The sequence below is a fragment of the Georgenia yuyongxinii genome, from assembly GCF_006352065.1.
Classification (GTDB): Bacteria; Actinomycetota; Actinomycetes; order Actinomycetales; family Actinomycetaceae; genus Georgenia; species Georgenia yuyongxinii.
In genome coordinates, this window is sequence record NZ_CP040915.1 from 1,873,129 (window position 1) to 1,895,100 (window position 21,972).

Consider the following 21,972-nt stretch of genomic DNA (forward strand, 5'->3'; position numbering starts at 1 on the left):
ACGACCAAGGCCGCCACCCCGGCGGGGGTGGCGGCCTTGGTCGACCCGAGCGGCGTCAGCGCGCCGCGGCGGTCTTGTCCTCGTGGAGACGGTCTGTCTCGTCATGGATGTGGGTGGCGACGCCGGCCAGGGCCTCGGCGTGCTTGCGCGCGTGGTGCGCGCAGAACAGCAGCTCGCCGGCCTCCAGCTGGACGCGCACGTAAGCCTGCGCGCCACAGGCGTCGCACCGGTCCTGCGCGGTCAGTTCGGGGGTCATCGTCGTAGCGGTCACATCAGCATGTAACCACCTCGCGGGCCCAAACCTGCCCGTAGAACCCGCCGGTTCGCTCCCGGCGTACTCCCTTCAAGGGGCGAAGGTCCCGCAAGTTGTGGTGCACCGCACATTGCTGAGGAGATGATCCCCACGATCGCGGGTCGATGCACGGTCCTGAGCGTGCGGAAACTTAGAGTAGGCGGGTGTCGACTGCCACCGCCAACGCCGCATCGAGCTACACCGCCCGGCACCTCTCTGTACTGGAGGGGTTGGAGGCGGTGCGCAAGCGCCCGGGCATGTACATCGGGTCCACCGACTCCCGGGGCCTCATGCACTGCCTGTGGGAGATCATCGACAACGCGGTCGACGAGTCCCTCGAGGGCCACGCGACCACCATCGAGATCATCCTGCACCCCGACAGCTCGGTGGAGGTTCGCGACGACGGCCGGGGCATCCCCGTCGACCTCGTCCAGTCCGCCGGGCTCAGCGGTGTCGAGGTCGTCTTCACCAAGCTGCACGCGGGCGGGAAGTTCGGGGGCGGCTCGTACGCCGCCTCCGGCGGCCTGCACGGCGTGGGCGCCTCCGTGGTGAACGCGCTGTCCGCCCGCCTGGACGTGGAGGTGGACCGCGGCGGCAAGACCCACCGCATGACCTTCCACCGGGGCGAGCCGGGCGTGTACGACGACCGCGCCGGGATCTCCCCGGAGTCCCCGTTCGACCCGTTCACGAGCTCCTCCGAGCTCACCGTGGTGGGCAAGGTGCCCCGCACCCGCACCGGCACCCGGGTGCGTTACTGGGCCGACCGGCAGATCTTCCCGGCCAGCGCCCACTTCGCCTACGACGACCTCATCGACCGTGCCCGGCAGACTTCCTTCCTGGTGCCCGGACTGACCCTGACCGTGCGCGACGAGCGGCGCCTGCCCGACACCCCCGGCCAGGACGGGCCCGTGGAGGAGGTGTTCCGGCACGACGGCGGCGCCGTCGACTTCGCCGACTTCCTCGCCCCGGACGCCTCCGTCACCGACACCTGGCGGCTGCGCGGCACCGAGACCTTCACCGAGACCGTCCAGCAGCTCGACTCCCGCGGCCACCTGCGCCCGCAGGAGGTCGAGCGCAGCTGCGAGGTCGAGGTCGCCCTGCGCTGGGGCATCGGCTACGACACGACCGTGCGCTCCTTCGTCAACATCATCGCCACCCCCAAGGGCGGCACCCACCTCGCCGGGTTCGAGATGGGCCTGCTCAAGACGCTGCGCAAGCAGATCGACACCAACGCCCGCCGGCTGAAGATCACCGCCAAGGAGGGAAAGGTCGAGAAGGACGACGTCCTCGCCGGTCTGACCGCCGTCGTCACCGTCCGGTTCCCCGAGCCGCAGTTCGAGGGACAGACCAAGGAGGTGCTCGGCACGGCCCCCGTCCGCGGGATCGTCGCGAAGGTCGTCGAGCGTGAGCTCACCGCGCTGCTCACCTCCGCCAGACGGCACGAGAAGGTCCAGGCCGCGGCACTGCTGGACAAGGTGGTCGGCGAGATGCGGGCCCGGGTCTCGGCGCGCGTGCAGAAGGAGATCTCGCGGCGCAAGAACGCCCTGGAGACCTCCACGCTGCCGCCCAAGCTGGCCGACTGCCGCAGCGAGAACATCGAGCACACCGAGCTCTTCATCGTGGAGGGCGACAGCGCGCTCGGCACCGCCAAGCTCGCCCGGTCCTCGGAGTTCCAGGCGCTGCTGCCGATCCGCGGCAAGATCCTCAACGTCCAGAAGGCCTCCCCGGGCGACATCCTCAAGAACGCCGAGGTCGCCTCGATCATCCAGGTGATCGGCGCCGGCTCGGGCCGCACCTTCGACACCGAGCAGGCCCGCTACGGCAAGATCGTGCTCATGACGGACGCCGACGTCGACGGCGCCCACATCCGCACCCTGCTCCTCACCCTGTTCTTCCGGTACATGCGCCCGATGGTCCAGGCCGGCCGGGTGTTCGCCGCCGTCCCGCCGTTGCACCGTGTGGAGATGGCCGGCTCGGGCGGCAAGAAGGGGGAGGTCGTCTACACCTACTCCGAGGCCGAGCTCACCGCGCTGCTCAAGAAGCTCGAGCGCGCGGGCCGGAAGTACAAGGAGCCCATCCAGCGGTACAAGGGCCTGGGGGAGATGGACGCCCACCAGCTCGCCGAGACCACCATGGACCCGGCCCGGCGCACCCTGCGTCGCATCTCCATGACGGACGAGGCGGCGGTGGCCCAGGCGGAGGACGTCTTCGAGCTGCTCATGGGCAACGACGTCGCCCCACGCAAGGACTTCATCGTCGCCGGCGCCGAGCACATCGACCGCGAACGCATCGACGCCTGACCACCCCGGGTGGGGTACGTCACCCCCGGGTGCGGCACGTCACCCCCCGGTGCCCGGGCCCGCGGCCACGGCACCCTAGGATCGAGCCATGCCTTCCGACCGTCTCGAGCGGCCGCTCGCCGAACGCCTGCACGTCCCGGACACGGCGGAGGTCCCCACTCCCCACCTCGGGCTGAGCTGGCGGCGGCTGGACGGAACGGACGTCTCCGCCGTCCTCGGTCTCCTCGAACGGTGCGCCGCCGTGGACCGCGCCATGATGCGGCTGTGCCCGGTGGAGATCGCCGCCCGGCTCGGGGGCGCCACCGGGATGGTGACCGACTCCCTGGGCGGGTTCGCCCCGGACGGCGAGCTGCGCGCGATGGCCATGGTCTACCTGCCGCCGCACGACACTGCCATGCTCCGTGCCTTCGTCACCGCCACCATCGATCCCGAGTGGCGCGGCCGGGGCATCGGCCGGGCGCTGCTGGACTGGCAGGACGCCAGGGCCCGCCAGCTGCTCGCCGAGGACGGGCGGGACCTCCCGGCCCGGATCGGCGCCTACGTGGGAGAGCACCTCGCGGACCGCCGCAAGCTCTACGTCGCGGGCGGGTTCAGCTCCAAGCGCGTGTACCAGGAGATGCGGCGCCCCGTGTCCCGGCCGGTGCCCGAGGTGACGCTGCCGGCAGGACATCGGCTGGTGGACTGGTCACGCGAGCTCGACGACGCCGTCCGCCAGACCCACAACCAGGCCTACGCGGAGCACTGGGGGGCCCAGCCGTTCGACCCGGAGTCGTGGTCGGTCGTGCACCCGGAGCTCGCCCCGGCCTGGTCGAAGGTCGTGCTCGCTCCCGGCGCCGACGGCCACGAGGTGGTCGCGTTCGCGATGACGAGCCGCCACGAGCACTCCTGGCGCCAGCTCGGCTTCAGCGAGGGCTACACCGAACAGATCGGTGTACGGCGGGACCACCGCGGCAAGGGACTCGCCCGTGCCCTCCTCGCCGAGGTTATCCGTGCTCTGGCGGCCGACGGCATCGAGTCCTCCGCGCTCGCCGTGGACACGGTCACGGAGGGCACGCACCGCTTCTACGAGGAGCTCGGCTACCAGCGGCAGGGCGCGCAGATCCTGTACACCATCGAGATCTGAGCGAGACGTGCTGCGTCACCCACCCGGCGGTCGGCGGCGACGGAACTCGCCCGCAGCCGAAGTCGACTCCCGCGGCGGTCAGCGAATAGGGTCGCGAGGTGCCCACCCCCGCCCTGACACCCGACGGTAGCGCGCGCGCTCTCCGGCCCCTGGCCGAGCGTGTCCACGCCCCGGCGCGGCTCAGCGTGCCCGACGGCTCCGGCGGGCTGCACTGGCGTGAGCTCCACACCGGCGACCTGGACGCACTGGGGCAACTGGTACGCCGCATCGAGGACGCCGACGACCCGCCGTACCGCACCTCCGAGGAGGAGGTGGCGGAGTACTACGGCGACAGCCACGCCTGGAGCGGCCTGGGTGCCTGGGACGCGGACGGCACGCTGCGGGCCTTCGGGTTCGTGCGCATCCGGCACGGCGACATCACCCTGCTGCGCGCCTTCTGCTCCGGCGGGGTGGACCCGGCCTGGCGCGGTCGTGGGGTGGGGAGTGCGCTGATGGACTGGCAGGTGGCGCGGGCGCGGCAGATGGTCGTCGCCGTCGGCCGGGAGGCGCCGGCGCGGATCGTCGTCCACGTCGACGACGGCATGGACGCCATGGCGTCGGTGCTCGCCTCCCGCGGCTTCACCCCGCGGCGCTGGTACATGGAGATGCGCCGGGACCTCAGCATGCCGATCCCGCAGGTCACGCTCGGGACGCACCTGTCCGTCGAACCCTGGACGCCCGAGCTCGACGATGCGGTGCGCCGCGCCCACAACAAGGCCTTCGGCGACCACTGGGGCTCCCAGCCGCACACGCCGGAGACGTGGCAGCAGGGCCGGACCCACTTCGCGGCGTCCTGGAGCTTCGTGGCGCTGGACCGCAGCACCGACCGCACCCAGGTGGCCGGATACCTCCTGTCCGGGCGGTACGAGCACGACTGGCCGGCCCTGGGTTGGAGCGAGGGGTACACCGAGATCATCGGGGTGCTCCCGGAGTGGCGCGGGCGGCACGTGGCCAGCGCGCTGCTCACCCGGGCGATGCGTGCCTACGCCGCCGACGGCATGCAGTACGCCGGCCTCGACGTGGACGCCGACAACCCGACGGGCGCGCCGACGCTCTTCGCGCACCTGGGCTACGAGCGCACCCGCGGCTCCGCGATGTACACCATCGAGTTCTGACGGACCGTCGCCAGCACCTTCACACCCGCGAGATGTCAAGTCCTCCGTGAGATGTCATCTTCTCCGTGAGATGACATCTGATCCGGAAATGCTCGCGACATCGGACGGTACAAAGCGCGCGCGAGCATTTCCAGCCCTGCCGGGCCGCCCCGCAGGGGCGGCTATGACATCTCACGGAGAAGATGACATCTCGCCGGATTCGATGGGGGTCAGCCGATCGCCGCGATCGGGGCCGGCAGCGCGTGCCCGGAGCCGTCGCGACGCTCCTCCGCCTCCGGCAGCGCGACCGCCTGGCCACCCGACCCCACGGCCCGGGCCGGCTCGGGGCCCACCCACGCCAGCTGCAGGCAGTCCTCCCCGCGCAGGAACCGCTGCGTGCGGACGCCGCCGGTGGCGCGACCCTTGGCCGGGTACCGGTCGAGCGGGGTGACCTTGGCGCTGCCGGGGACCGTGCCGGGCAGCGCACCGGTGGTGCCGGCGACCGTCACCACGACGCAGGCGGAGACCTCCTCGCCCGCGACGATGCCGAGGTAGATCACCGAGGCGCCCTCGCCGAGCTTGATGCCGGCGACGCCCTGGCCCGTGCGGCCCTGGGCGCGCACAGCAGACGCGTCGAAGCGCAGCAGCTGGGCGTCGGAGGCGACCAGGACGAGCTTGTCCTCCTCACCGGCGTGCCCGGCACCGATGACCCGGTCACCCTCGCGCAGCGAGATGACGCCCCAGGCGTCCTTGTTCGACGGGTGGTCGGCGGTGACCCGCTTGACCACACCCTGCGCGGTGGCCAGCGTCAGGGGTGGGGCGTCGCCGTCGAGCCGGGCCAGGCCGACCACGGTCTCGCCCTTCTCCAGCTGTGGGACCTCCGCGACCGGGACGCCGCCGGAGAGGCTGTAGGCGGCGCCGCTGGGCGGCAGGGACGGGGCGTCGAGCACGTCCAGGCGCACCATCCGGCCGGCCGAGGTCACCGCCGCCACCTGGCCGCGGGCGGTCGCGGGCACGGCGTGCGTGACGGCGTCGTGCGCCGAGCGGGGGCCCGTGCGCAGCGGCGCCTCCGCGGTCGAGGTGCGCGCCCACAAACCCGTGCCCGAGAGCAGCACCCAGCACGGGTCGTCCGCGACCTCTAGCGGCACGGCGGTGCCGCGCGCGGCGGACCCGGGGGCCGCCGTCGTCGCCGGACCACCCGCATGCTCCAGGAGCACGGTGCGCCGCGGGGTGCCGAACTTGGCGGAGACGTCGGCGAGCTCGTCGGAGACCACGCCGCGCAGCCGCTCGTCGGAGTCGAGGATCGCCCGCAGCTCTTCGATCTGCTTGGCCAGCTCGTCGGCCTCGGCCTCGAGCTCGAGGCGGGAGAACTTCGTCAGGCGGCGCAGCCGCAGGGCGAGGATGTACTCCGCCTGCGCCTCGGAGAGGTCGAAGACCTGCATCAGGCGGGCACGGGCGGCCTCGGCGTCGTCGGAGGAGCGGATGACGGCGATGACCTCGTCGATGTCCGCGATCGCGATGAGCAGACCGGCCACCAGGTGCGCCCGCTCGGTGGCCCGGTTCAGCCGGAACGAGGTGCGCCGCCGGACCACGGTGAGGCGGTGGGCGACGAAGACCTGGAGCAGCTCGCGCAGCCCCAGGGTCCGTGGCTGGCCGTCCACCAGCGCCACGTTGTTGATCCCGAAGGACTCCTCCATCGGGGTGTGCCGGTAGAGCTGTTCCAGCACCGCCTCGGGGTTGAACGCGTTCTTGACCTCGATGACCAGGCGCAGCCCGTGGTGGCGGTCGGTGAGGTTCTGGATGGTGCTGATGCCCTGGAGCTTGCCGGCCTTGACCGCGTCGGAGATCTTCTCCATGACCCGCTCGGGACCGACCATGTAGGGCAGCTCGGTGACGACGATGCCCTTCTTGCGGGCGGTGACGTTCTCGATGCGGGCCGTCGCGCGGGTGCGGAAGCTGCCCCGGCCGGTGGCGTACGCGTCGCGGATGCCCTCCAGGCCGATGATCTTCCCGCCCTCGGGCAGGTCCGGGCCCGGGACGAACCGCATGAGGTCCTCCAGCGTGGCGTCCGGCTGGGTGATGAGGTGGCGCGCGGCGGCGACCACCTCGACCAGGTTGTGCGGCGCCATGTTGGTCGCCATGCCCACGGCGATGCCCGTGGCACCGTTGACGAGCAGGTTCGGGATGGCCGCGGGCAGCACGTCGGGCTGGGTGAGCTGGTTGTCGTAGTTCGGCACGAAGTCGACGACGTCCTCGCCGAGGTCGGCCGTCATGGCCAGCGCCGCGGGAGCCAGGCGCGCCTCGGTGTACCGGGACGCCGCGGGGCCGTCGTCGAGGGAGCCGAAGTTCCCGTGCCCGTCCACCAGCGGCAGGCGCAGCGCGAAGGGCTGGGCCAGGCGCACCATCGCGTCGTAGATGGCGGTGTCGCCGTGCGGGTGGAGCTTGCCCATGACCTCGCCGACCACGCGCGCGGACTTCACGTGCCCACGGTCGGGCCGCAGCCCCATCTGGTCCATCATGAACAGGATCCGGCGCTGCACCGGCTTCAGGCCGTCGCGGGCGTCGGGCAGCGCCCGGGAGTAGATGACGGAGTAGGCGTACTCCAGGAACGAGCCCTGCATCTCCTCGGAGACGTCGATGTCGACGATCTTCTCGTCGACGGGCACGGGCGGCGGCGGAGTCTTACGGGCCATGGGCAGATTGTCCCTGACGATTGCCCATGCTCGGTGCACCGGCGACCGTGGTGTCGGACTCGCTCGGTACTCTCACAGCATGGGCGAGGACGGCGTGGGCGAGGACTACCCCTGGCACTGGGCGGCCGACGTCGTCCTGCGGGACGGCGCGACCATGCACATCCGCCCCATCCGGCCCGACGACGCCGACGCCCTGCAGCGCATGCACCTGGCGCAGTCGCCGGAGTCGATCTACTTCCGGTTCTTCGCCCCGGTCCCGCGCCTGGGGGAGAAGGACCTCTACCGCTTCACGCACGTCGACCACCACAACCGGGTGGCCCTGGTGATGGTGGACGGCGCGGAGATCCGTGCGGTCGGGCGCTTCGACGTCGTCGCCCCCGGAGACGCGGAGGTGGCCTTCAACGTGGTGGACACCGAGCGCGGCCGGGGCCTGGGCTCGGTGCTCCTCGAGCACCTCGCGGCCGCAGCGCGCGAGCTGGGCGTCACCCGGTTCGTCGCCGACGTGCTGCCCGCCAACGCACGGATGGTCCGGGTGTTCGGCGACGCCGGGTACGAGGTGGCCCAGCGCCTGGAGGACGGCGTGCTGTCGATCTCCTTCAGCATCGAGGAGACGGAGCGCTCCTGGCAGGTGATGGCCGAGCGGGAGCGTCACGCGGAGGCGCTGAGCATGGGCGGGCTCCTGCAGGCCGCGTCGGTGGTGGTCCTCGGGCTGGGCCCGGAGGGGGAGGAGGGCCACGTCCTCGCCGGTCGCGTGGCGCAGGCTCTCGCCGCCGGTGCGTTCACCGGCCCGGTCCACGTGGTCGGGACGGCTGCGGGAGGCCCGACGGCGGAGCCTGGCGCCCCACGGCAGCCCACCCAGGTGCACCGAGCCATCGGTGAGGTGCCGGGGCCCGTCGACCTCGCCGTGGTGTCCGGCCCGCCGCGGGACGTCGTCGGATCGGTGCCGGCGCTCCGTGACCTGGGCGTGCGGGCGATGGTGGTGCTCTCCCACGGCTTCGGCGAGTCCGGGCCCGCGGGCATGGCCCGGCAGCGGGAGCTGCTGCGCCGCACGCGCGCCGCCGGGATCCGGGTGGTGGGCCCCGCCTCCTTCGGGGTGGTCGGGCACGGGCCGGCCGGCCGGTACAACGCCACGCTGTGGCTGGAAAGCGGCGACGTGACCGGGCCAGGAGACGCCCCGGCGGCCGGGTCGGCCGGCGACTCACGAGCGGCAGGGTCGTCTGGCGAGGCCCCCGAGGGACTGGGGCTCTTCGCCCAGTCCCTCGCCGCCGGGCTGGCCGTGCGCTCCGCCGCCGCCCGACGGAACCTGCCCGTGGCCACATTCGTCTCGGCCGGCAACCGCATGGACGTCTCCGGCAACGACACCATGCAGTTCTGGTCCCAGCACCCGGCCACGGCCGTCGGGGTGGTCGTGCTGGAGTCGATGGGCAACCCCCGCAAGTTCTCCCGGATCGCCCGCCGGCTCTCGGCGAGCAAACCGCTGGTAGCTGTCATCTCCGGCCAGACCGGCCAGGCCACCCCGCCCGGTCACGCCGTGCGCACCTCCCGCGAGCCGCAACGGGTGCTCACCGAGATGCTGCGGCAGGCCGGCGTCGTCCGGTCACGCACGGTGCGGGAGATGCTCGACGTCGCCGCGCTGATGCTCACCCAGCCGTTGCCCGCCGGCCCACGCACCGCCGTCGTCTCCTCCTCCACGGCCCTGGCAGGCCTGGTGTCGGACGTCCTGCGCGCCGAGGGCCTTGAGGTGGCCGGGGAGCCGGTGACCCTCCCGCCCCTGGCCGGCGCCGCCCAGTACGAGGACGCCCTCGCGCGCCTGACCGCCCGTGACGACTTCGACGCGGTCATCGTCGCGCACGCGGCGCCGCTGGCCACCACCGACCGGGAGGTCGCCGCCGTCATCGCCCGCGCCGCCGCGCGAGACCCGCGTACCTGGGTCGCGTCCGTGTACGGCCTGCACGGCCTGGACGAGGCCCTCACGGCCGAGGGGCGCCGGGTGCCTGCGACGGGCACGGTCGAGGACGCCGTCACCGCCCTGGCCGGCGTGGTGCAGCACGCCCGGTGGCGCACCGGTGCCACCGACCCCCTGGTGGCCCCTCCGGGCATCGACCCCGCGGGCGCCCGCCGCGTCCTGGCCGACCTGCTCAGCGCGGTCCCGCAGCACGAGCGGCGCACCCTCGACCGGACCGCCACCCAGGCCCTCCTGGCCTGCTACGGCATCGAGATCCTGGCGGCTGAGCCGGTGCGCGACGCCGACGAGGCGGTCGCGGCCGCCGAGGCGACCGGGTGGCCGGTGGCCCTGAAGGTCTCCGACGCCGTGCTGCGCCACCGCATGGACCTCGGCGGGGTCCGGCTGGACGTGGCGGACGCCGACGCGCTGCGCGAGGCGATGACCCAGGTGCGCACGCGGTCCGAGCGGGTGCTCGGCCACCCGGTCACCTTCGAGGTCCAGGCCATGGCGCCGCCCGGCGTCGCCTGCGTGGTGCGCGGCAGCGAGGACGACCTGTACGGGCCGGTCGTGGCGTTCGGCCTCGGCGGCGACGCGACCGAGCTGCTCGGCGACGTCTCCTACCGCATCCCGCCCCTGACCAGCCGGGACGTCTCCGAGATGGTGCGCTCCGTGCGCGCTGCGCCGCGCCTGCTCGGGCACCGGGGCCTGCCCCCCGTCGACGTCGCCGCCCTCGAGGACGTCGTCGCGCGCGTCTCGATGCTCACCGACGACCTGCCCGAGGTGGCCGAGGTGCTGCTCAACCCCGTCATCGTGGGCGAGGAGGGCGTCCAGATCGCCTCGGCGGTGGTCACCGTCGCCCATCCGCTGCGCCAGGACGCCGGGCGCCGGGCACTGCCCGAACCGCCCGCAGAGCCGACGGGGGACGCGGGGGACGGCGGGGGTGCCGAGGTGGGATGATGTCCCGGTGCCGGACCTCAACCTCGCCAACAAGCTGCGCTCCGAGCTCGACCTCGCGGGTTACTACCCAGAGCTCGTCGCCGGCGTGATCGACGTCGCCCTCGCCGACGAGGCGGTGGTGTCCTACCTGGTGCACCCCGAGACCACCTTCGACGAGACCGAGGTGTTCCGGCACCTCACCGCGCTGGTGCTCACGCCGTCGCGCCTCGTGGTGGCCCATGTCGACGATGGCCCCGGCCCGGACGGGCGGCCCTCCGCGCTGGCCACCACCGAGTCGGTCCCGCTGCGCGAGGTCCGGTCCGTGACCCTCACCCACGGGGTCAGCGACCCCGCCCGCGCCCGCAGCATGCGCACCCAGGAGCTCACGGTCGCCGTCAGCTGGGGCACCGCGGACAGCCTGGACCTCAAGCCCGACCACTGCGACGACCCCGAGTGCGAGGCGGACCACGGATACGTGGGCACCGTCACCCCGGAGGGCCTGGAGGTGCGCATCAGCGCCCAGGCGGAAGGTGCCGGCGCGCTGGACGGGGCGCTGGCGTTCGCGAAGGCGCTGTCCTCCGCGACGGCCGGTCGCGCCGCCCGCGCGTGATCGAGGAGTTCCGGCCGCCCGGCCAGGACGGCCTGCACGTGCGCGCCGTCATGCCCGCCGCGCTGGACGCCGTCGGGCTCGACACCGCCTCGGCGGGCCGCCCCAGCGCCACCGACCGGGCGGTGCTCGGGCTGCCCCAGGCGCCCAAGGTGTGCGTGGTGCTCGTGGACGGCCTGGGGATGCGCATGCTCACCGAGCGGGGCGGGCACGCCCCGTTCCTGCGCGGCCGGCTGCCGGACGCGCTGACCCTGAGCAGCACCTTCCCCTCCACCACCGCCTCCGCCGTCACCGCACTGGGGACCGGCGAGCTGCCCGGGCTCACCGGCATGCTCGGGTTCTCCGTGCGTGACCCCGCCACCGGCGGCGTGCTCAACCTCATCCGCTGGGAGGCCACCACGCTCACGCCACGATCGTGGCAGCGCCAGGACACCCTCTTCGAGCAGCTCGCGACCCGCCGGCTGGGCGGGGAGCGGCTGCGGGAGGTGGTCAGCGTTGGCCCGGCCCGGTTCGTGGGCTCCGGGCTGACCGAGGCCGCGCTGCGGGGCATGCGCAACGTCTCCGCGGAGTCCCTCGCCGACCGGGTGGACGCCGCCTCCGCTCAGCTGCGGCGCGACGAGGTCGCCGCGGTCTACCTCTACTGGGGCGATGTGGACCACACCGGGCACGAGCACGGCTGGGGCTCGTGGCAGTGGGGCGAGGAGGTCACCAAGGTCGACGGCGAGCTGGCCCGCCTCGCCCGCACCCTGCCGCGCGGCACGCTGCTGGTCATCACCGCCGACCACGGCATGGTCGACGTGACCGACAAGGTCGACGTCGCCACCACCCCGGCCCTCGCCCAGGACGTGGAGCTGGTGGCCGGGGAGCCGCGCGCCAACCACGTCTATACCGCCCCCGGCGCCGCCGAGTCGGTCGCCCGGCGCTGGCAGGAGGTGCTGGGGGAGCGGGCGTGGGTCGCGCTGCGCGAGGAGGTCGTGGCCGCCGGGCTGCTCGGGGAGGTCGCCCCGGACCGGCTGCAGACGGTGGGCGACGTCGTCGTCGCGATGCGCGGGCGTCACGCGGTGGTCGACTCGCGCACCCAGACCCCCACCTCGCTGCGGCTCGTCGGCATGCACGGCTCGCTGACCGAGGCAGAGATGGCCGTCCCGCTGATCGCGACGGTGGTGTAGATGGCCCAGCTCGTCTTCTTCACAGGCACGATGGACTCAGGCAAGTCCACCCTCGCGCTCCAGATGGATCACAACCACGCCGCCCGGGGCCGTGACGGCCTGATCTTCTCCCGCAACGACCGGGCGGGAGAGGCGATCCTGTCCTCCCGCCTCGGGCTCGCCGTGCCCGCGGTGGAGGTCACCGACGGCACCGACTTCTGGGCCGAGGTGGTGCGCCGGCGTACCCACGGCGCCCGCGTGGACTACCTCATCTGCGACGAGGTGCAGTTCTACAGCCCCGAACAGGTGGAGCAGCTCGCCCGGCTCGTCGACGAGATGGGCGTGGACGTCTTTGGGTTCGGCATCACCACGGACTTCCGCACCCGGCTCTTTCCCGGCTCGGCACGCATGCTCGAGCTCGCCGACCGGGTGGAGCGCCTGCAGGTGGAGGCGCTGTGCTGGTGCGGCGCCCGTGCCACGCACAACGCGCGCACGGTGGGCGGCGCGATGGTCACCGAAGGTGCGCAGGTCGTGGTGGGGGACACGGTGCCCGGTGACGCGGCGGCGGCCGAGCCGGCTCACGCGGCGCAGCCGGACCACGTCGCGCAGCCGGCTCATGTCGCGGACCTGAACCACGCCGCGGACCCGGCTCACGCCATGCAGCCGAACCCCGCCATGCAGCCAGAACACACTGGGGCGCCGGCCGCCGTCGGCGAGCCCGCCGAGGTCGGCTACGAGGTGCTGTGCCGGTTCCACCACCTGCATCAGGTGACGGCCGCCCGGGCCCGTGCCGCGAGCCTTAGCCCGCAGACCCTGCCGCTGGGCGAGTAGCCGAGGTCGGTGCCAGACCGGGCTACCCGTGCGTTCCACGCGTTGAGACCTGCACGTTCCGACCGAGACCTGCTGTTCCGCCTGCAGGTGTCGGCGCAAGTTGCAGGTCTCAACGCGGTGGGAACCTGCCAGCGGCCATGTGGCGGTCGGGTGGAGGGGTGACGCGGTGGCGTGGGACCGGCCGCGGGCCAGGGCTACTCGGGCTTGGCTCCGGTTACTCCGGCTTGGCCCCGAACACGATCTCGTCCCAGCTCGGCACGCTGCGCCGGACGGTCTTGCGTCGTCGCGGGGAACTACCTGCACGGGGGTCGCCGTGACCGTCGCCGGCGGCACGGCGCGCGGGCTCGTCGTCGCGGGCATCGGGGTCCTGACGGCCCGCCGGCTCCTCGCCGGTCGCGGCGGGCCCGGCCTCGCGCGATCCAGGTGGTGACTCGGCCAGGGTGGCCCGGCCGGTCTCGGCGGCGTTCGCTGGCAACGCCGGGGTGGTGCCGGGCGCCGCGGGTGCGCCGTCGTGAGCGGTGCTCGCGGTGGTGTCCCGGCGCGGCAGGGACAGCACGTGCGCGTCGGTGGCCTGCTCGGGGCGCGACGCCGGCGGGTGCGCGCCGTCGAACCCCTCGGTGTCCTCCTCAGCCGCGTCGTCGTCCATGGCGAGGTCCACCCGGGTGCCGCGGTGCGCGGCGAGCTCGGCCAGCAGGGCGTCGGTGGGTGAGTCGGCGGGCTCTTCGGTCGCGGGAGCGGCGGCGGGCGACGGCGCCGACGGGCTCACCGCCTCGCCGTGCCAGGCCGCGCCGAGGGGCTCAGGCCCGGTGGCCCGCAGTCGTGAGGAGCCCACCGGGGTGAGGTGGCGGCGCGAGTGCGCGGTCGGACCCATCTCGGTCTCGGACAGCCAGCGGGCCTCGTCGCTGATGGCGTGCAGGGAGCGGGCCCCGAGGTCGATCTGCCAGCGGGCCTCCCGCTCGCGATCGCCGGCGACGAAGGTCACCAGGACCTCCCACGACTGCCCGGGGCGGCGCACCGCGTCCCACAGCAGGCTCGTGCTCGTGACGCCGCGGGCCGCGAGCCGGTCGACGACCAGGTCGCCCAGGCGGGGAGCGTCCGCCTCGTGCCCGAGCCGCTGAGCCTGGGCCTGCTGCACCACCCAGGCGCGCTCGGCCAGCACCGGGCCCTCGTAGCGGCGCACGTGCTCCACGGTGAGGCCAGCCTCCGCGGCCACCTCCTCCACGCTGGCGCCCGCCCGCACGAGCGCCTGGATGTCCTTGGGCCGCAGGGCGGACTCACCGGCCGCACGCAGCGCCTCGAGACCCGGCCGGTCCCGGCGCACGGCGGCGCGCAGCGCGTCGTCGATCGCGAGGCGGTAGCGCTGGCCGTCCCCGTCGGAGAGCGTGAGATGCTCTCCGTCACCGTGCAGCCCGAGCAGTTCGAGCTCAACCATGGGGTCCTCCTTCGAGGTTCTCAGACCCGAGAGTGCCATCTGGCCACCCCGGCTGGAAGGATTGGCCCCGGTGTGTTCGGTGTGGGCTGGTCGACACTTATGGCCCGATTACCAGGGCGGATGCGTCCTGAATGGGAAGGATCGATGTGAGCAGCACCTCCGTGCCCCCCGCCGACCCGGCGGTCCTGCCGCAGGAGCAGGTGGCCGACCTGCTGGCCCTGTGCGAGACGCTCGCCCGCGAGGCGGGCGACCTGGTGCGGCAGCGCTCCCTGGCGAAGGTCACGGTGACGGACACCAAGTCGTCCGTCAACGACGTGGTCACCGCCGTCGACCGCGAGGTCGAGGAGCTGCTGCGCCGGCGCATCGCGGCTGCCCGCCCCGAGGACGGCGTGCTCGGGGAGGAGGAGGGTGCCCAGGCCGGCACTTCCGGCCTGACCTGGGTGGTCGACCCCATCGACGGCACGGTGAACTTCCTCTACGGCATCCCGTCCTACAGCGTCTCGGTCGCCGTGGTCCTCGGAGAGCCCGACCCGCAGCACTGGACGGTGGTGGCCGGCTGCGTGCATGCCGTCAGCCTGGGCACCACCTGGACGGCGGGACTGGGCATGGGGGCACGGCGCGACGGGGAACCGCTACGGATCAAGGAGGCCGTGCCCCTGGGCCAGGCGCTGGTGGGCACCGGGTTCGGGTACACCGAGGAACGACGGCGCGAGCAGGCCGCCGTCGTCGCCCGCCTGCTGCCGCAGGTGCGGGACATCCGGCGGATCGGCTCGGTGGCGATCGACCTGTGCCTGGTGGCGGACGGCCGCCTGGACGCCCACTACGAGCGTGGTCTGAACCCGTGGGACGTCGCCGCCGGCACCCTCGTGGTCACCGAGGCGGGCGGCGTCGTGCAGGGGCTGGGCGGCGCCCGCCCGTCGGGGGCGATGACGGTGGCCGGGCCCGCGGCCCTCGTCGGTGAGCTGGCCGCCGCGCTCGAGGACGCCGGAGCACCCGCGACCTTGTGAGGTCACTCACGACCGGCCACAAATGTGACGCTAGCCGTGGGCAGATCGCGCATCGGTGGTGCACAATCCGGTGACCGCGGGAACAAACGCGTCCTCAGGACGTTTGGCGGGTATCTGGCTTTTGCTGCCGCGACAAGAACCGACGACCACGAAGAAACCGGAGCGTGACGCCGATATGGCGACCGACTACGACGCACCCCGCAAGAACGAAGAGGACCTCAACGAGGACTCGATCGAGGAGCTGAAGGCGCGACGCGCCGAGAAGAACTCCGGGGCGGTCGACGAGGACGAGACCGAGGCTGCTGAAGGCTTCGAGCTCCCCGGCGCCGACCTCTCCGGGGAAGAGCTCTCCGTCCGTGTGCTCCCGCGCCAGGCGGACGAGTTCACGTGTGCCAAGTGCTTCCTGGTGCACCACCGCAGTCAGCTGGCCTACGAGGACAACGGACAGCTCGTCTGCTCCGAGTGCGCCGCCTGACCTTCTACCCCTCGCGCCGGCCGAGCGCAGCCACGAGCTGCGCGGGCCGGCGCGTGCACACCAGCCAGTAGGGCGTCGCGTCACGAGGGTCTGTGACGGCTAGCCGCACCGCCCCACGGACCCAGGCGCGGTGGCACACGTGCGCCCGGGCGTCCGCCTCCGTGCGCATGAGGCGCTGCAGGCCGTCCGCGTCGACGACCTCGGCCGCGCCGAGGGCACCCAACGGGATGACTGCTCCGCCGGCTCGCAGCCGGGGCTCGCCGGGCGCGCCGCCGTCGGCCGGGTCCCCACCCCTCACCACGGACACCACCGGCGAGGTCAGCACCAGGACCGCCGAGCACCCGGCGGCCACGAGCAGGCCGACGACCGCGGCGAGGACCGGCGTAGTGAACGGCGTCATGCCGAGCAGCACGATGCCGCCCACCACGAGCGAGATCAGGTGCACGCTGGGGGGCGGTGCGAGCCGTTCGGTGTACAGGGCAGGGGCGTCGGCGGTCTCCACACCGCCCACTCTGCCAGGCGGCGCCCGCACGTCCGGCGGGCCGTCCACACGCGCCGGCCCCCGCTGGACCGGCCCGACCGCGCCGGCCCGGCCCCGGGTAGGCTCGTCTGGTCATCCGGCGAGTCGCCTGGGACAACACAGGAGGAGACGTATCCGATGGGCCTGTTCACACGCCGCAACCGCGACACCGCCGCCGACGGCGCCCCCGAGGGCGACGGCGCGGAGGAGACGACGGCGGAGGCCGGGACCACGCAGCACGCGGACACCGGTCCGCGGCGCGGTCCGCACGACGTCGCCGACGAGCCCGACCTCGGCAAGCGCCTCGACCTCGGCGCGCTGCGGGTGCCCGCACGGGCGGGCATGCAGCTGCGCCTGGAGGTGGAGAAGAAGACGAAGAACATCGTTGCCGTCACGCTCGGACTGTCCGGCTCCGCGATGCAGCTACAGGTCTTCGCCGCCCCGCGCACGCTGGGCATCTGGGAGGAGCTCCGCGAGGAGATCACCGCCTCCGTGGCCAAGCAGGGTGGCACCACCGACGAGATCGACGGCCCGTTCGGCCGCGAGCTCCTCGCCCGCCTGCCCGTGAAGACCCCCGAGGGGCAGACCACCCACCGGCCGGCCCGGTTCGTGGGCGTCGACGGACCCCGTTGGTTCCTGCGGGCGGTCCTCACCGGTCAGGCCGCCGTCGACGTCACCGCGGCGGCGGAGCTCGAAGCGGTCCTGGCCGACGTCGTGGTGGTGCGCGGGACCGAGGCGCGCGCCCCCCGCGACGTGCTGCTACTGCACGCCCCCGGTCGCGCCGCCGCCCCCGCGGTGCCGCCCACCCAGACTCCGGCGCTGGACGTCACCCGCCGCGGCCCGGAGATCTCGGAGGTGCGGTGAGCGCCTTCGGTGACCTCCTCCACCGCCTGACCGCCACCCGCGAAGAGCTCGACGCCGCCGACGAGCGGCGGACGAGCCTCGCCCGGGGGGCCACTCCCTGCGCGGACCTCGCCCCGCGGGGGCGCGCCAAGGTGACGGGCGTCGTCGCGGCGCTCACGTACCGGCCGCGGGGGGAGTCGCCCGCGCTGGTGGCCAGGGTCTTCGACGGCTCGGGCTCGATCGACCTCGTCTTCCTGGGCCGGCGTGAGGTGCCCGGCGTCGACTGCGGCCGCCGGCTGGTGGCCGAGGGCATGGTCACCATCGAGGACGGCCGTCGCGTGATGTTCAACCCCGACTACCACCTCCTCGCCAAGGGACCCGCCGCATGACCGAGCACCGCCCCGAGCCGGCCGGCGCCGCCGACGGCGCCCCCCTCGACGACGCTTCCCCAGCCGACGATGCTGCCCTACCCGACGACGCCCCGCGCGACCCGGCCGACGACGCCCCGCGCGACCCGGCCGATGTCGCCGCGGCGGCGACCCGGCGCTCGGGCATGACCCAGATCCTCGGTGAGGAGTTCGACCTCAAGGAGGCCGTCGGGGGTCCGCGGGGGCTGGTGGAGGCCGTCGCCCCGGGGCTCGTGTTCGTCGTGGTCTACATCGCCACCGGCGCCCTCGTGCCGCCCCTGGTCGCCTCCCTCGCCGTCGCCGTGCTCGCCATGGTGCTGCGCCTCGTCCAGCGCACGCCCCTCACGCAGGCGGCCGGCGGGCTGGCCGGCGTCGTGATCGGCGTGGTCTGGGCGTGGCGATCGGGGGAGGCGGAGGACTACTTCGCGCTCGGCCTGTGGACCAACGCCGCCTACGCCGCCGGGCTGGTGGTGTCGCTGCTGGCGCGGTGGCCGATCGTCGGTGTCGTGGTCTCCCTGCTCAAGGGCGAGGACTTCTCCTGGCGGACGGACCCGGCCCTCGCCGGGCGCCGGCGCCGGTACGTGCTGGCCACCTGGTTGTGGATCGCGATGTTCCTCGTGCGGCTGGCCGTGCAGGTGCCGCTCTACCTGGACTCTTCGGTCGCCTGGCTGGGCACCGCGCGCATCGTCATGGGCGTGCCGCTGTGGGGCCTGACTCTGTGGGCGACGTGGGTGCTGGTGCGCCGGCCAGCAGCTCCTGCAGCGTCCTGAGCTCCGCCTCGGCCCCGGCCGAGACCACGATCAGCAGCTCGTCGCCGGCCTCCAGGGTGTCGTCTCGGCTGGGCGCGATGGGGCGGTCCTCGCGGATGATCGCGGCCAGGACGGTGTCCGTCGGCCAGGTCACCTCGCCCACCCGTCGGCCCACGACCGGGGACGACGACGGCAGGGTCAGCTCGTGCATGCTCGCCCCCGACTGGTGGAACCGAAAGATCCGGACGAGGTCGCCGACGGAGACGGCCTCCTCCACGAGCGAGGTCATGATCCGCGGGGTGGAGACGGGCACGTCCACGCCCCACGCGCCGTCGAACATCCACTCGTTCTTGGGGTTGTTCACGCGGGCGACCACCCGTGGCACCCCGAACTCGGTCTTGGAGAGCAGCGAGACGACGAGGTTGGCCTTGTCGTCACCGGTGGCCGCCACGACGACGTCGCACTGGTCCACCGACGCCTCCGCCAGGGCGCTGGGCTCGCACGCGTCGGCGAGCAGCCACTCCGCCTCCGCGACGCTGGCGATGCGCATGGCCGCCGGCTGCCGGTCGATGAGGGTGACCTGGTGGCCGTGGCCCAGCAGCTCGCGGGCGATCGAGCGGCCCACCGACCCGGCCCCGGCGATGACGACGCGCATCAGTCCTCCCTCGCGGGCGCGGCGGCCAGCACACGCTGGACCCGGCCGATGCGGTCGGTGGGCACGGCGAGGTGCACCAGGTCGTTCTCCTGCACCACCGTGCCCGGCTCCGGCACGACGCCCTGACCCAGCCGCGTGAGGTAGGCGACCCGCGCGCCGGTGAGGTGCTCGAGGCGGTCCAGCTCCTGACCGACCCACGCCCCGTGGAGGTCGCAGGTGATGATCGAGACCTTCGACGAGGCGTCCTGGTACTCCGAGACCGCGCCCAGCGGCAGGATGCGGCGCAGCACCTGGTCCGCCGTCCACCGCACGGTGGCCACCGTGGGGATGCCGAGGCGTTGGTAGACCTCCGCACGGTTGGGGTCGTAGATGCGGGCGACGACGTTGCGCACGCCGAACGTCTCGCGGACCACCCGTGCGGCGATGATGTTGGAGTTGTCGCCGTTGGACACCGCCGCGAAGGCGAAGGCGTCCTCGATCCCGGCCTGGGCCAGGGCGTCACGGTCGAAGCCGAGGCCGGTGACCCGCCGGCCCTCGAAGCTGGCCGGCAGGCGGCGGAACGCGTCCGGGTTCTGGTCCACCACGGCGACCGAGTGGCCGTGGTCCTCGAGCTGGCCGGCGAGGGAGGCCCCCACACGGCCGCAGCCCATGATCACGAAGTGCACGACGCCGACGCTACCGCGCGCGCGAGGCGTCCGGTATCGGCACGGCACCGAGGTGACCGACGGGCGCCCGGGCATAGCATGGTGCCTCGTGCCGGACATGACGGAGGCCCTCAAGCGGGCCCTGGTCGGTCGACCCATCCGCAGCGAGCGGCTCGGGGCGACCCTCCTGCCCAAGCGGATCGCGTTGCCGGTCTTCGCCTCCGACGCGCTGTCCTCCGTCGCCTACGCCCCGGACGAGGTGCTCCTGACCCTGGCGATCGCCGGGGTGACCGCCATGGTGATCTCCCCGTGGATCGGGCTGGCCGTCGTGGTCGTCCTGCTCACGGTGGTCGCGTCCTACCGCCAGACGGTGCACGCCTACCCCTCCGGCGGCGGTGACTACGAGGTGGCCCGGGAGAACCTGGGCCACCGTGCCGGGCTGACGGTCGCCAGCGCCCTCCTGGTCGACTACGTGCTCACCGTCGCCGTGTCCATCTCCTCCGCCGCGCAGTACGTCGGCGCCGCGATCCCGGCGGCCGACGGGCACGAGACGGTCATCGCCGTCGGCGTCGTCGCCGTCCTGGCGCTGCTCAACCTCCGCGGGGTGCGCGAGGCAGGGCGCGGTTTCGCGGTGCCCGTGTACCTGTACATGGCGGCCATCGGCCTCATGGCGGTCATGGGGTTCGTGCAGTACCTGACGGGGTCGCTGCGCCCGGCGGAGTCGGCCGGGCTCGACGTGCTCCCGCAGGCCGGCTTCGAGCAGGGACTCGTCGGGCTGGCCGGGGCCTTCCTCGTGCTGCGGGCCTTCTCCTCCGGCTCCGCCGCGCTGACCGGGATCGAGGCCATCAGCAACGGCATCCCGCACTTCAAGCGCCCCAAGTCCCGCAACGCCGCCACGACGCTGCTCATGCTCGGGCTGATCTCGTCCAGCATGATCATGTCGGTCCTGCTCCTCGCCCGCGCCACCGGGGTGCGTTTCGTCCAGGACCCGGCCACCGACCTGCTGCGGGACGGCGCCCCGGTGGGTGACACCTACGTGCAGCACCCCGTGATCGGGCAGATCGCCGGCGCGGTCTTCGCCGACGTGCCGATCCTGTTCGGCGTCGTCACCCTCGTCACCGGGGTGATCCTCGCGCTGGCCGCGAACACCGCCTTCAACGGGTTCCCCGTGCTCGCCTCGATCCTGGCCCGCGACGGGTTCATGCCACGCCAGCTGCACACCCGCGGGGACCGCCTGGCCTTCTCCAACGGCATCGTGCTGCTCGCGGTCGCCGCCATCGTGCTCATCGTGGCGTTCGACGCCGAGGTCACCCGGCTGATCCAGCTCTACATCGTCGGGGTGTTCGTCTCCTTCACCGTGAGCCAGCTCGGGATGGTGCGGCACTGGACCCGGCACCTGCGGGTGGAGACCGCGCCGGCGGCGCGCACCCGGATGCAGCGCTCCCGGGTGGTGAACTCCTTCGGTCTCGTGATGACCGGTGCGGTGCTCGTGGTGGTGCTCGTCACCAAGTTCACCCACGGGGCGTGGATCACGCTGCTGCTCATGGCGATCCTGTTCCTGACCATGACGGCCATCCACCGTCACTACAGCGACGTCGCCCGGGACCTCACGGTGCCCGACCTGGCAGCCGCCCGCGCCCTGCCCTCCCGCGTGCACGGCATCGTGCTGGTGTCCAAGCTGCACCAGCCCACGATGCGGGCCGTGGCCTACGCCCGCGCGACCCGGCCCTCCACGCTCGAGGCGATCACCGTCAACGTCGACGCGGAGGAGACCGCACGGCTGCGGGTGGCGTGGGAGGCCGCGGACGTCCCCGTGCCGCTGACCGTGCTTGACTCTCCGTTCCGGGAGGTGACCCGGCCCGTCGTCGAGCACATCCGCGCGGTGCGCCGGGACTCGCCGCGCGACCTCGTGGTGGTGTTCGTCCCGGAGTACGTGGTGAGCCACTGGTGGGAGCAGCTGTTGCACAACCAGAGCGCGCTGCGGCTCAAGGGCCGGCTGCTGTTCATCCCCGGCGTGGTCATGGCGTCTGTTCCGTTCCAGCTGCACGAGGTGGACCACCTCGCTGCCGGACCGGGCCGGACCGAGGACGAAGGAGACATGTGAGCGAGCAGGACGAGCGCGAGGTCCGCGACGGCGCCGGCGGGCCCGGCGGGCCCGGCGGCGAAGGATCCCACCGAGACGGCGGCCGGCGTGGCGCGGGCCGGCCGGGAAGCGCCGGTCGCCCGGCGGGA

19 protein-coding genes are annotated in these 21,972 nt (G+C 73.3%); 13 read left to right on the forward strand and 6 right to left on the reverse strand.

Annotated features, from left to right (window positions below; genetic code table 11):
- Positions 1–55: 55 nt before the first annotated feature.
- Positions 56–256: a DUF7455 domain-containing protein gene (locus tag FE374_RS08490; RefSeq protein ID WP_139931478.1), complete on the reverse strand. Its 201-nt coding sequence runs from the start codon at positions 254–256 to the stop codon at positions 56–58.
- A 200-nt stretch (positions 257–456) separates the two neighbouring features.
- Here FE374_RS08490 and FE374_RS08495 point away from each other — a divergent pair, with 200 nt between their 5' ends.
- From FE374_RS08495 to FE374_RS08505, 3 genes are all read left to right on the forward strand, one after another.
- Complete coding sequence (locus FE374_RS08495) at positions 457–2,592, forward strand: DNA gyrase/topoisomerase IV subunit B (RefSeq protein WP_139928203.1); 2,136 nt, start codon at positions 457–459, stop codon at positions 2,590–2,592.
- An 88-nt stretch (positions 2,593–2,680) separates the two neighbouring features.
- Entirely contained in the window at positions 2,681–3,715 is a 1,035-nt protein-coding gene (locus FE374_RS08500) for a GNAT family N-acetyltransferase (protein ID WP_139928205.1), read from the forward strand.
- A 98-nt stretch (positions 3,716–3,813) separates the two neighbouring features.
- Positions 3,814–4,869, forward strand: a complete 1,056-nt coding sequence (locus FE374_RS08505; RefSeq protein WP_230978519.1) for a GNAT family N-acetyltransferase — start codon at positions 3,814–3,816, stop codon at positions 4,867–4,869.
- 209 nt (positions 4,870–5,078) lie between these two features.
- On the opposite strand, the gene FE374_RS08510 is transcribed toward FE374_RS08505, so the two are convergent.
- Positions 5,079–7,541: a DNA gyrase/topoisomerase IV subunit A gene (locus FE374_RS08510; RefSeq protein WP_139928207.1), complete on the reverse strand. Its 2,463-nt coding sequence runs from the start codon at positions 7,539–7,541 to the stop codon at positions 5,079–5,081.
- A gap of 79 nt (positions 7,542–7,620) precedes the next feature.
- On the opposite strand from FE374_RS08510, the gene FE374_RS08515 reads away from it, so the two are divergent.
- Genes FE374_RS08515 through FE374_RS08530 form a run of 4 tightly spaced genes read left to right on the forward strand, consistent with a single transcriptional unit; the run spans position 7,621 to position 13,008 of the window.
- On the forward strand, positions 7,621–10,443 hold the full coding sequence (locus FE374_RS08515; RefSeq protein WP_139928208.1) for a GNAT family N-acetyltransferase: 2,823 nt from the start codon (positions 7,621–7,623) through the stop codon (positions 10,441–10,443).
- 7 nt (positions 10,444–10,450) lie between these two features.
- Positions 10,451–11,032, forward strand: a complete 582-nt coding sequence (locus FE374_RS08520; protein WP_139928210.1) for a DUF5998 family protein — start codon at positions 10,451–10,453, stop codon at positions 11,030–11,032.
- On the forward strand, positions 11,029–12,198 hold the full coding sequence (locus tag FE374_RS08525; RefSeq protein WP_230978520.1) for an alkaline phosphatase family protein: 1,170 nt from the start codon (positions 11,029–11,031) through the stop codon (positions 12,196–12,198). Before FE374_RS08520 ends, FE374_RS08525 begins: the two co-directional genes overlap by 4 nt.
- Entirely contained in the window at positions 12,199–13,008 is an 810-nt protein-coding gene (locus tag FE374_RS08530; protein ID WP_139928213.1) for a thymidine kinase, read from the forward strand.
- 214 nt (positions 13,009–13,222) lie between these two features.
- Here the strand turns inward: FE374_RS08530 and sepH are convergent, their stop codons facing one another.
- Positions 13,223–14,440: a septation protein SepH gene (gene sepH / locus FE374_RS08535; protein ID WP_139928215.1), complete on the reverse strand. Its 1,218-nt coding sequence runs from the start codon at positions 14,438–14,440 to the stop codon at positions 13,223–13,225.
- 146 nt (positions 14,441–14,586) lie between these two features.
- On the opposite strand from sepH, the gene FE374_RS08540 reads away from it, so the two are divergent.
- Positions 14,587–15,447, forward strand: a complete 861-nt coding sequence (locus FE374_RS08540) for an inositol monophosphatase family protein (protein ID WP_230978521.1) — start codon at positions 14,587–14,589, stop codon at positions 15,445–15,447.
- Positions 15,448–15,622: 175 nt separating this feature from the next.
- On the forward strand, positions 15,623–15,922 hold the full coding sequence (locus FE374_RS08545; protein WP_139928219.1) for a DUF4193 domain-containing protein: 300 nt from the start codon (positions 15,623–15,625) through the stop codon (positions 15,920–15,922).
- A 4-nt stretch (positions 15,923–15,926) separates the two neighbouring features.
- Here the strand turns inward: FE374_RS08545 and FE374_RS08550 are convergent, their stop codons facing one another.
- A complete protein-coding gene (locus tag FE374_RS08550) occupies positions 15,927–16,424 on the reverse strand; it encodes a DUF3093 domain-containing protein (protein WP_230978522.1) in 498 nt (165 codons plus the stop codon).
- A gap of 156 nt (positions 16,425–16,580) precedes the next feature.
- Here FE374_RS08550 and FE374_RS08555 point away from each other — a divergent pair, with 156 nt between their 5' ends.
- The 3 genes from FE374_RS08555 to FE374_RS08565 are packed head-to-tail and all read left to right on the forward strand — an operon-like array spanning position 16,581 to position 18,462.
- On the forward strand, positions 16,581–17,306 hold the full coding sequence (locus tag FE374_RS08555; RefSeq protein WP_139928223.1) for a DUF3710 domain-containing protein: 726 nt from the start codon (positions 16,581–16,583) through the stop codon (positions 17,304–17,306).
- Complete coding sequence (locus FE374_RS08560; protein WP_139928225.1) at positions 17,303–17,674, forward strand: OB-fold nucleic acid binding domain-containing protein; 372 nt, start codon at positions 17,303–17,305, stop codon at positions 17,672–17,674. The genes FE374_RS08555 and FE374_RS08560 overlap by 4 nt, the downstream gene beginning before the upstream one ends.
- Complete coding sequence (locus FE374_RS08565; RefSeq protein ID WP_230978523.1) at positions 17,671–18,462, forward strand: DUF3159 domain-containing protein; 792 nt, start codon at positions 17,671–17,673, stop codon at positions 18,460–18,462. Before FE374_RS08560 ends, FE374_RS08565 begins: the two co-directional genes overlap by 4 nt.
- On the opposite strand, the gene FE374_RS08570 is transcribed toward FE374_RS08565, so the two are convergent.
- On the reverse strand, positions 18,380–19,096 hold the full coding sequence (locus tag FE374_RS08570; protein WP_139928227.1) for a potassium channel family protein: 717 nt from the start codon (positions 19,094–19,096) through the stop codon (positions 18,380–18,382). The genes FE374_RS08565 and FE374_RS08570 overlap by 83 nt on opposite strands.
- Positions 19,096–19,746, reverse strand: a complete 651-nt coding sequence (locus FE374_RS08575; protein WP_139931482.1) for a potassium channel family protein — start codon at positions 19,744–19,746, stop codon at positions 19,096–19,098. The genes FE374_RS08570 and FE374_RS08575 overlap by 1 nt, the downstream gene beginning before the upstream one ends.
- A 112-nt stretch (positions 19,747–19,858) precedes the next feature.
- Here FE374_RS08575 and FE374_RS08580 point away from each other — a divergent pair, with 112 nt between their 5' ends.
- On the forward strand, positions 19,859–21,844 hold the full coding sequence (locus FE374_RS08580) for an APC family permease (RefSeq protein WP_388044457.1): 1,986 nt from the start codon (positions 19,859–19,861) through the stop codon (positions 21,842–21,844).
- Positions 21,845–21,972 lie beyond the last annotated feature (128 nt).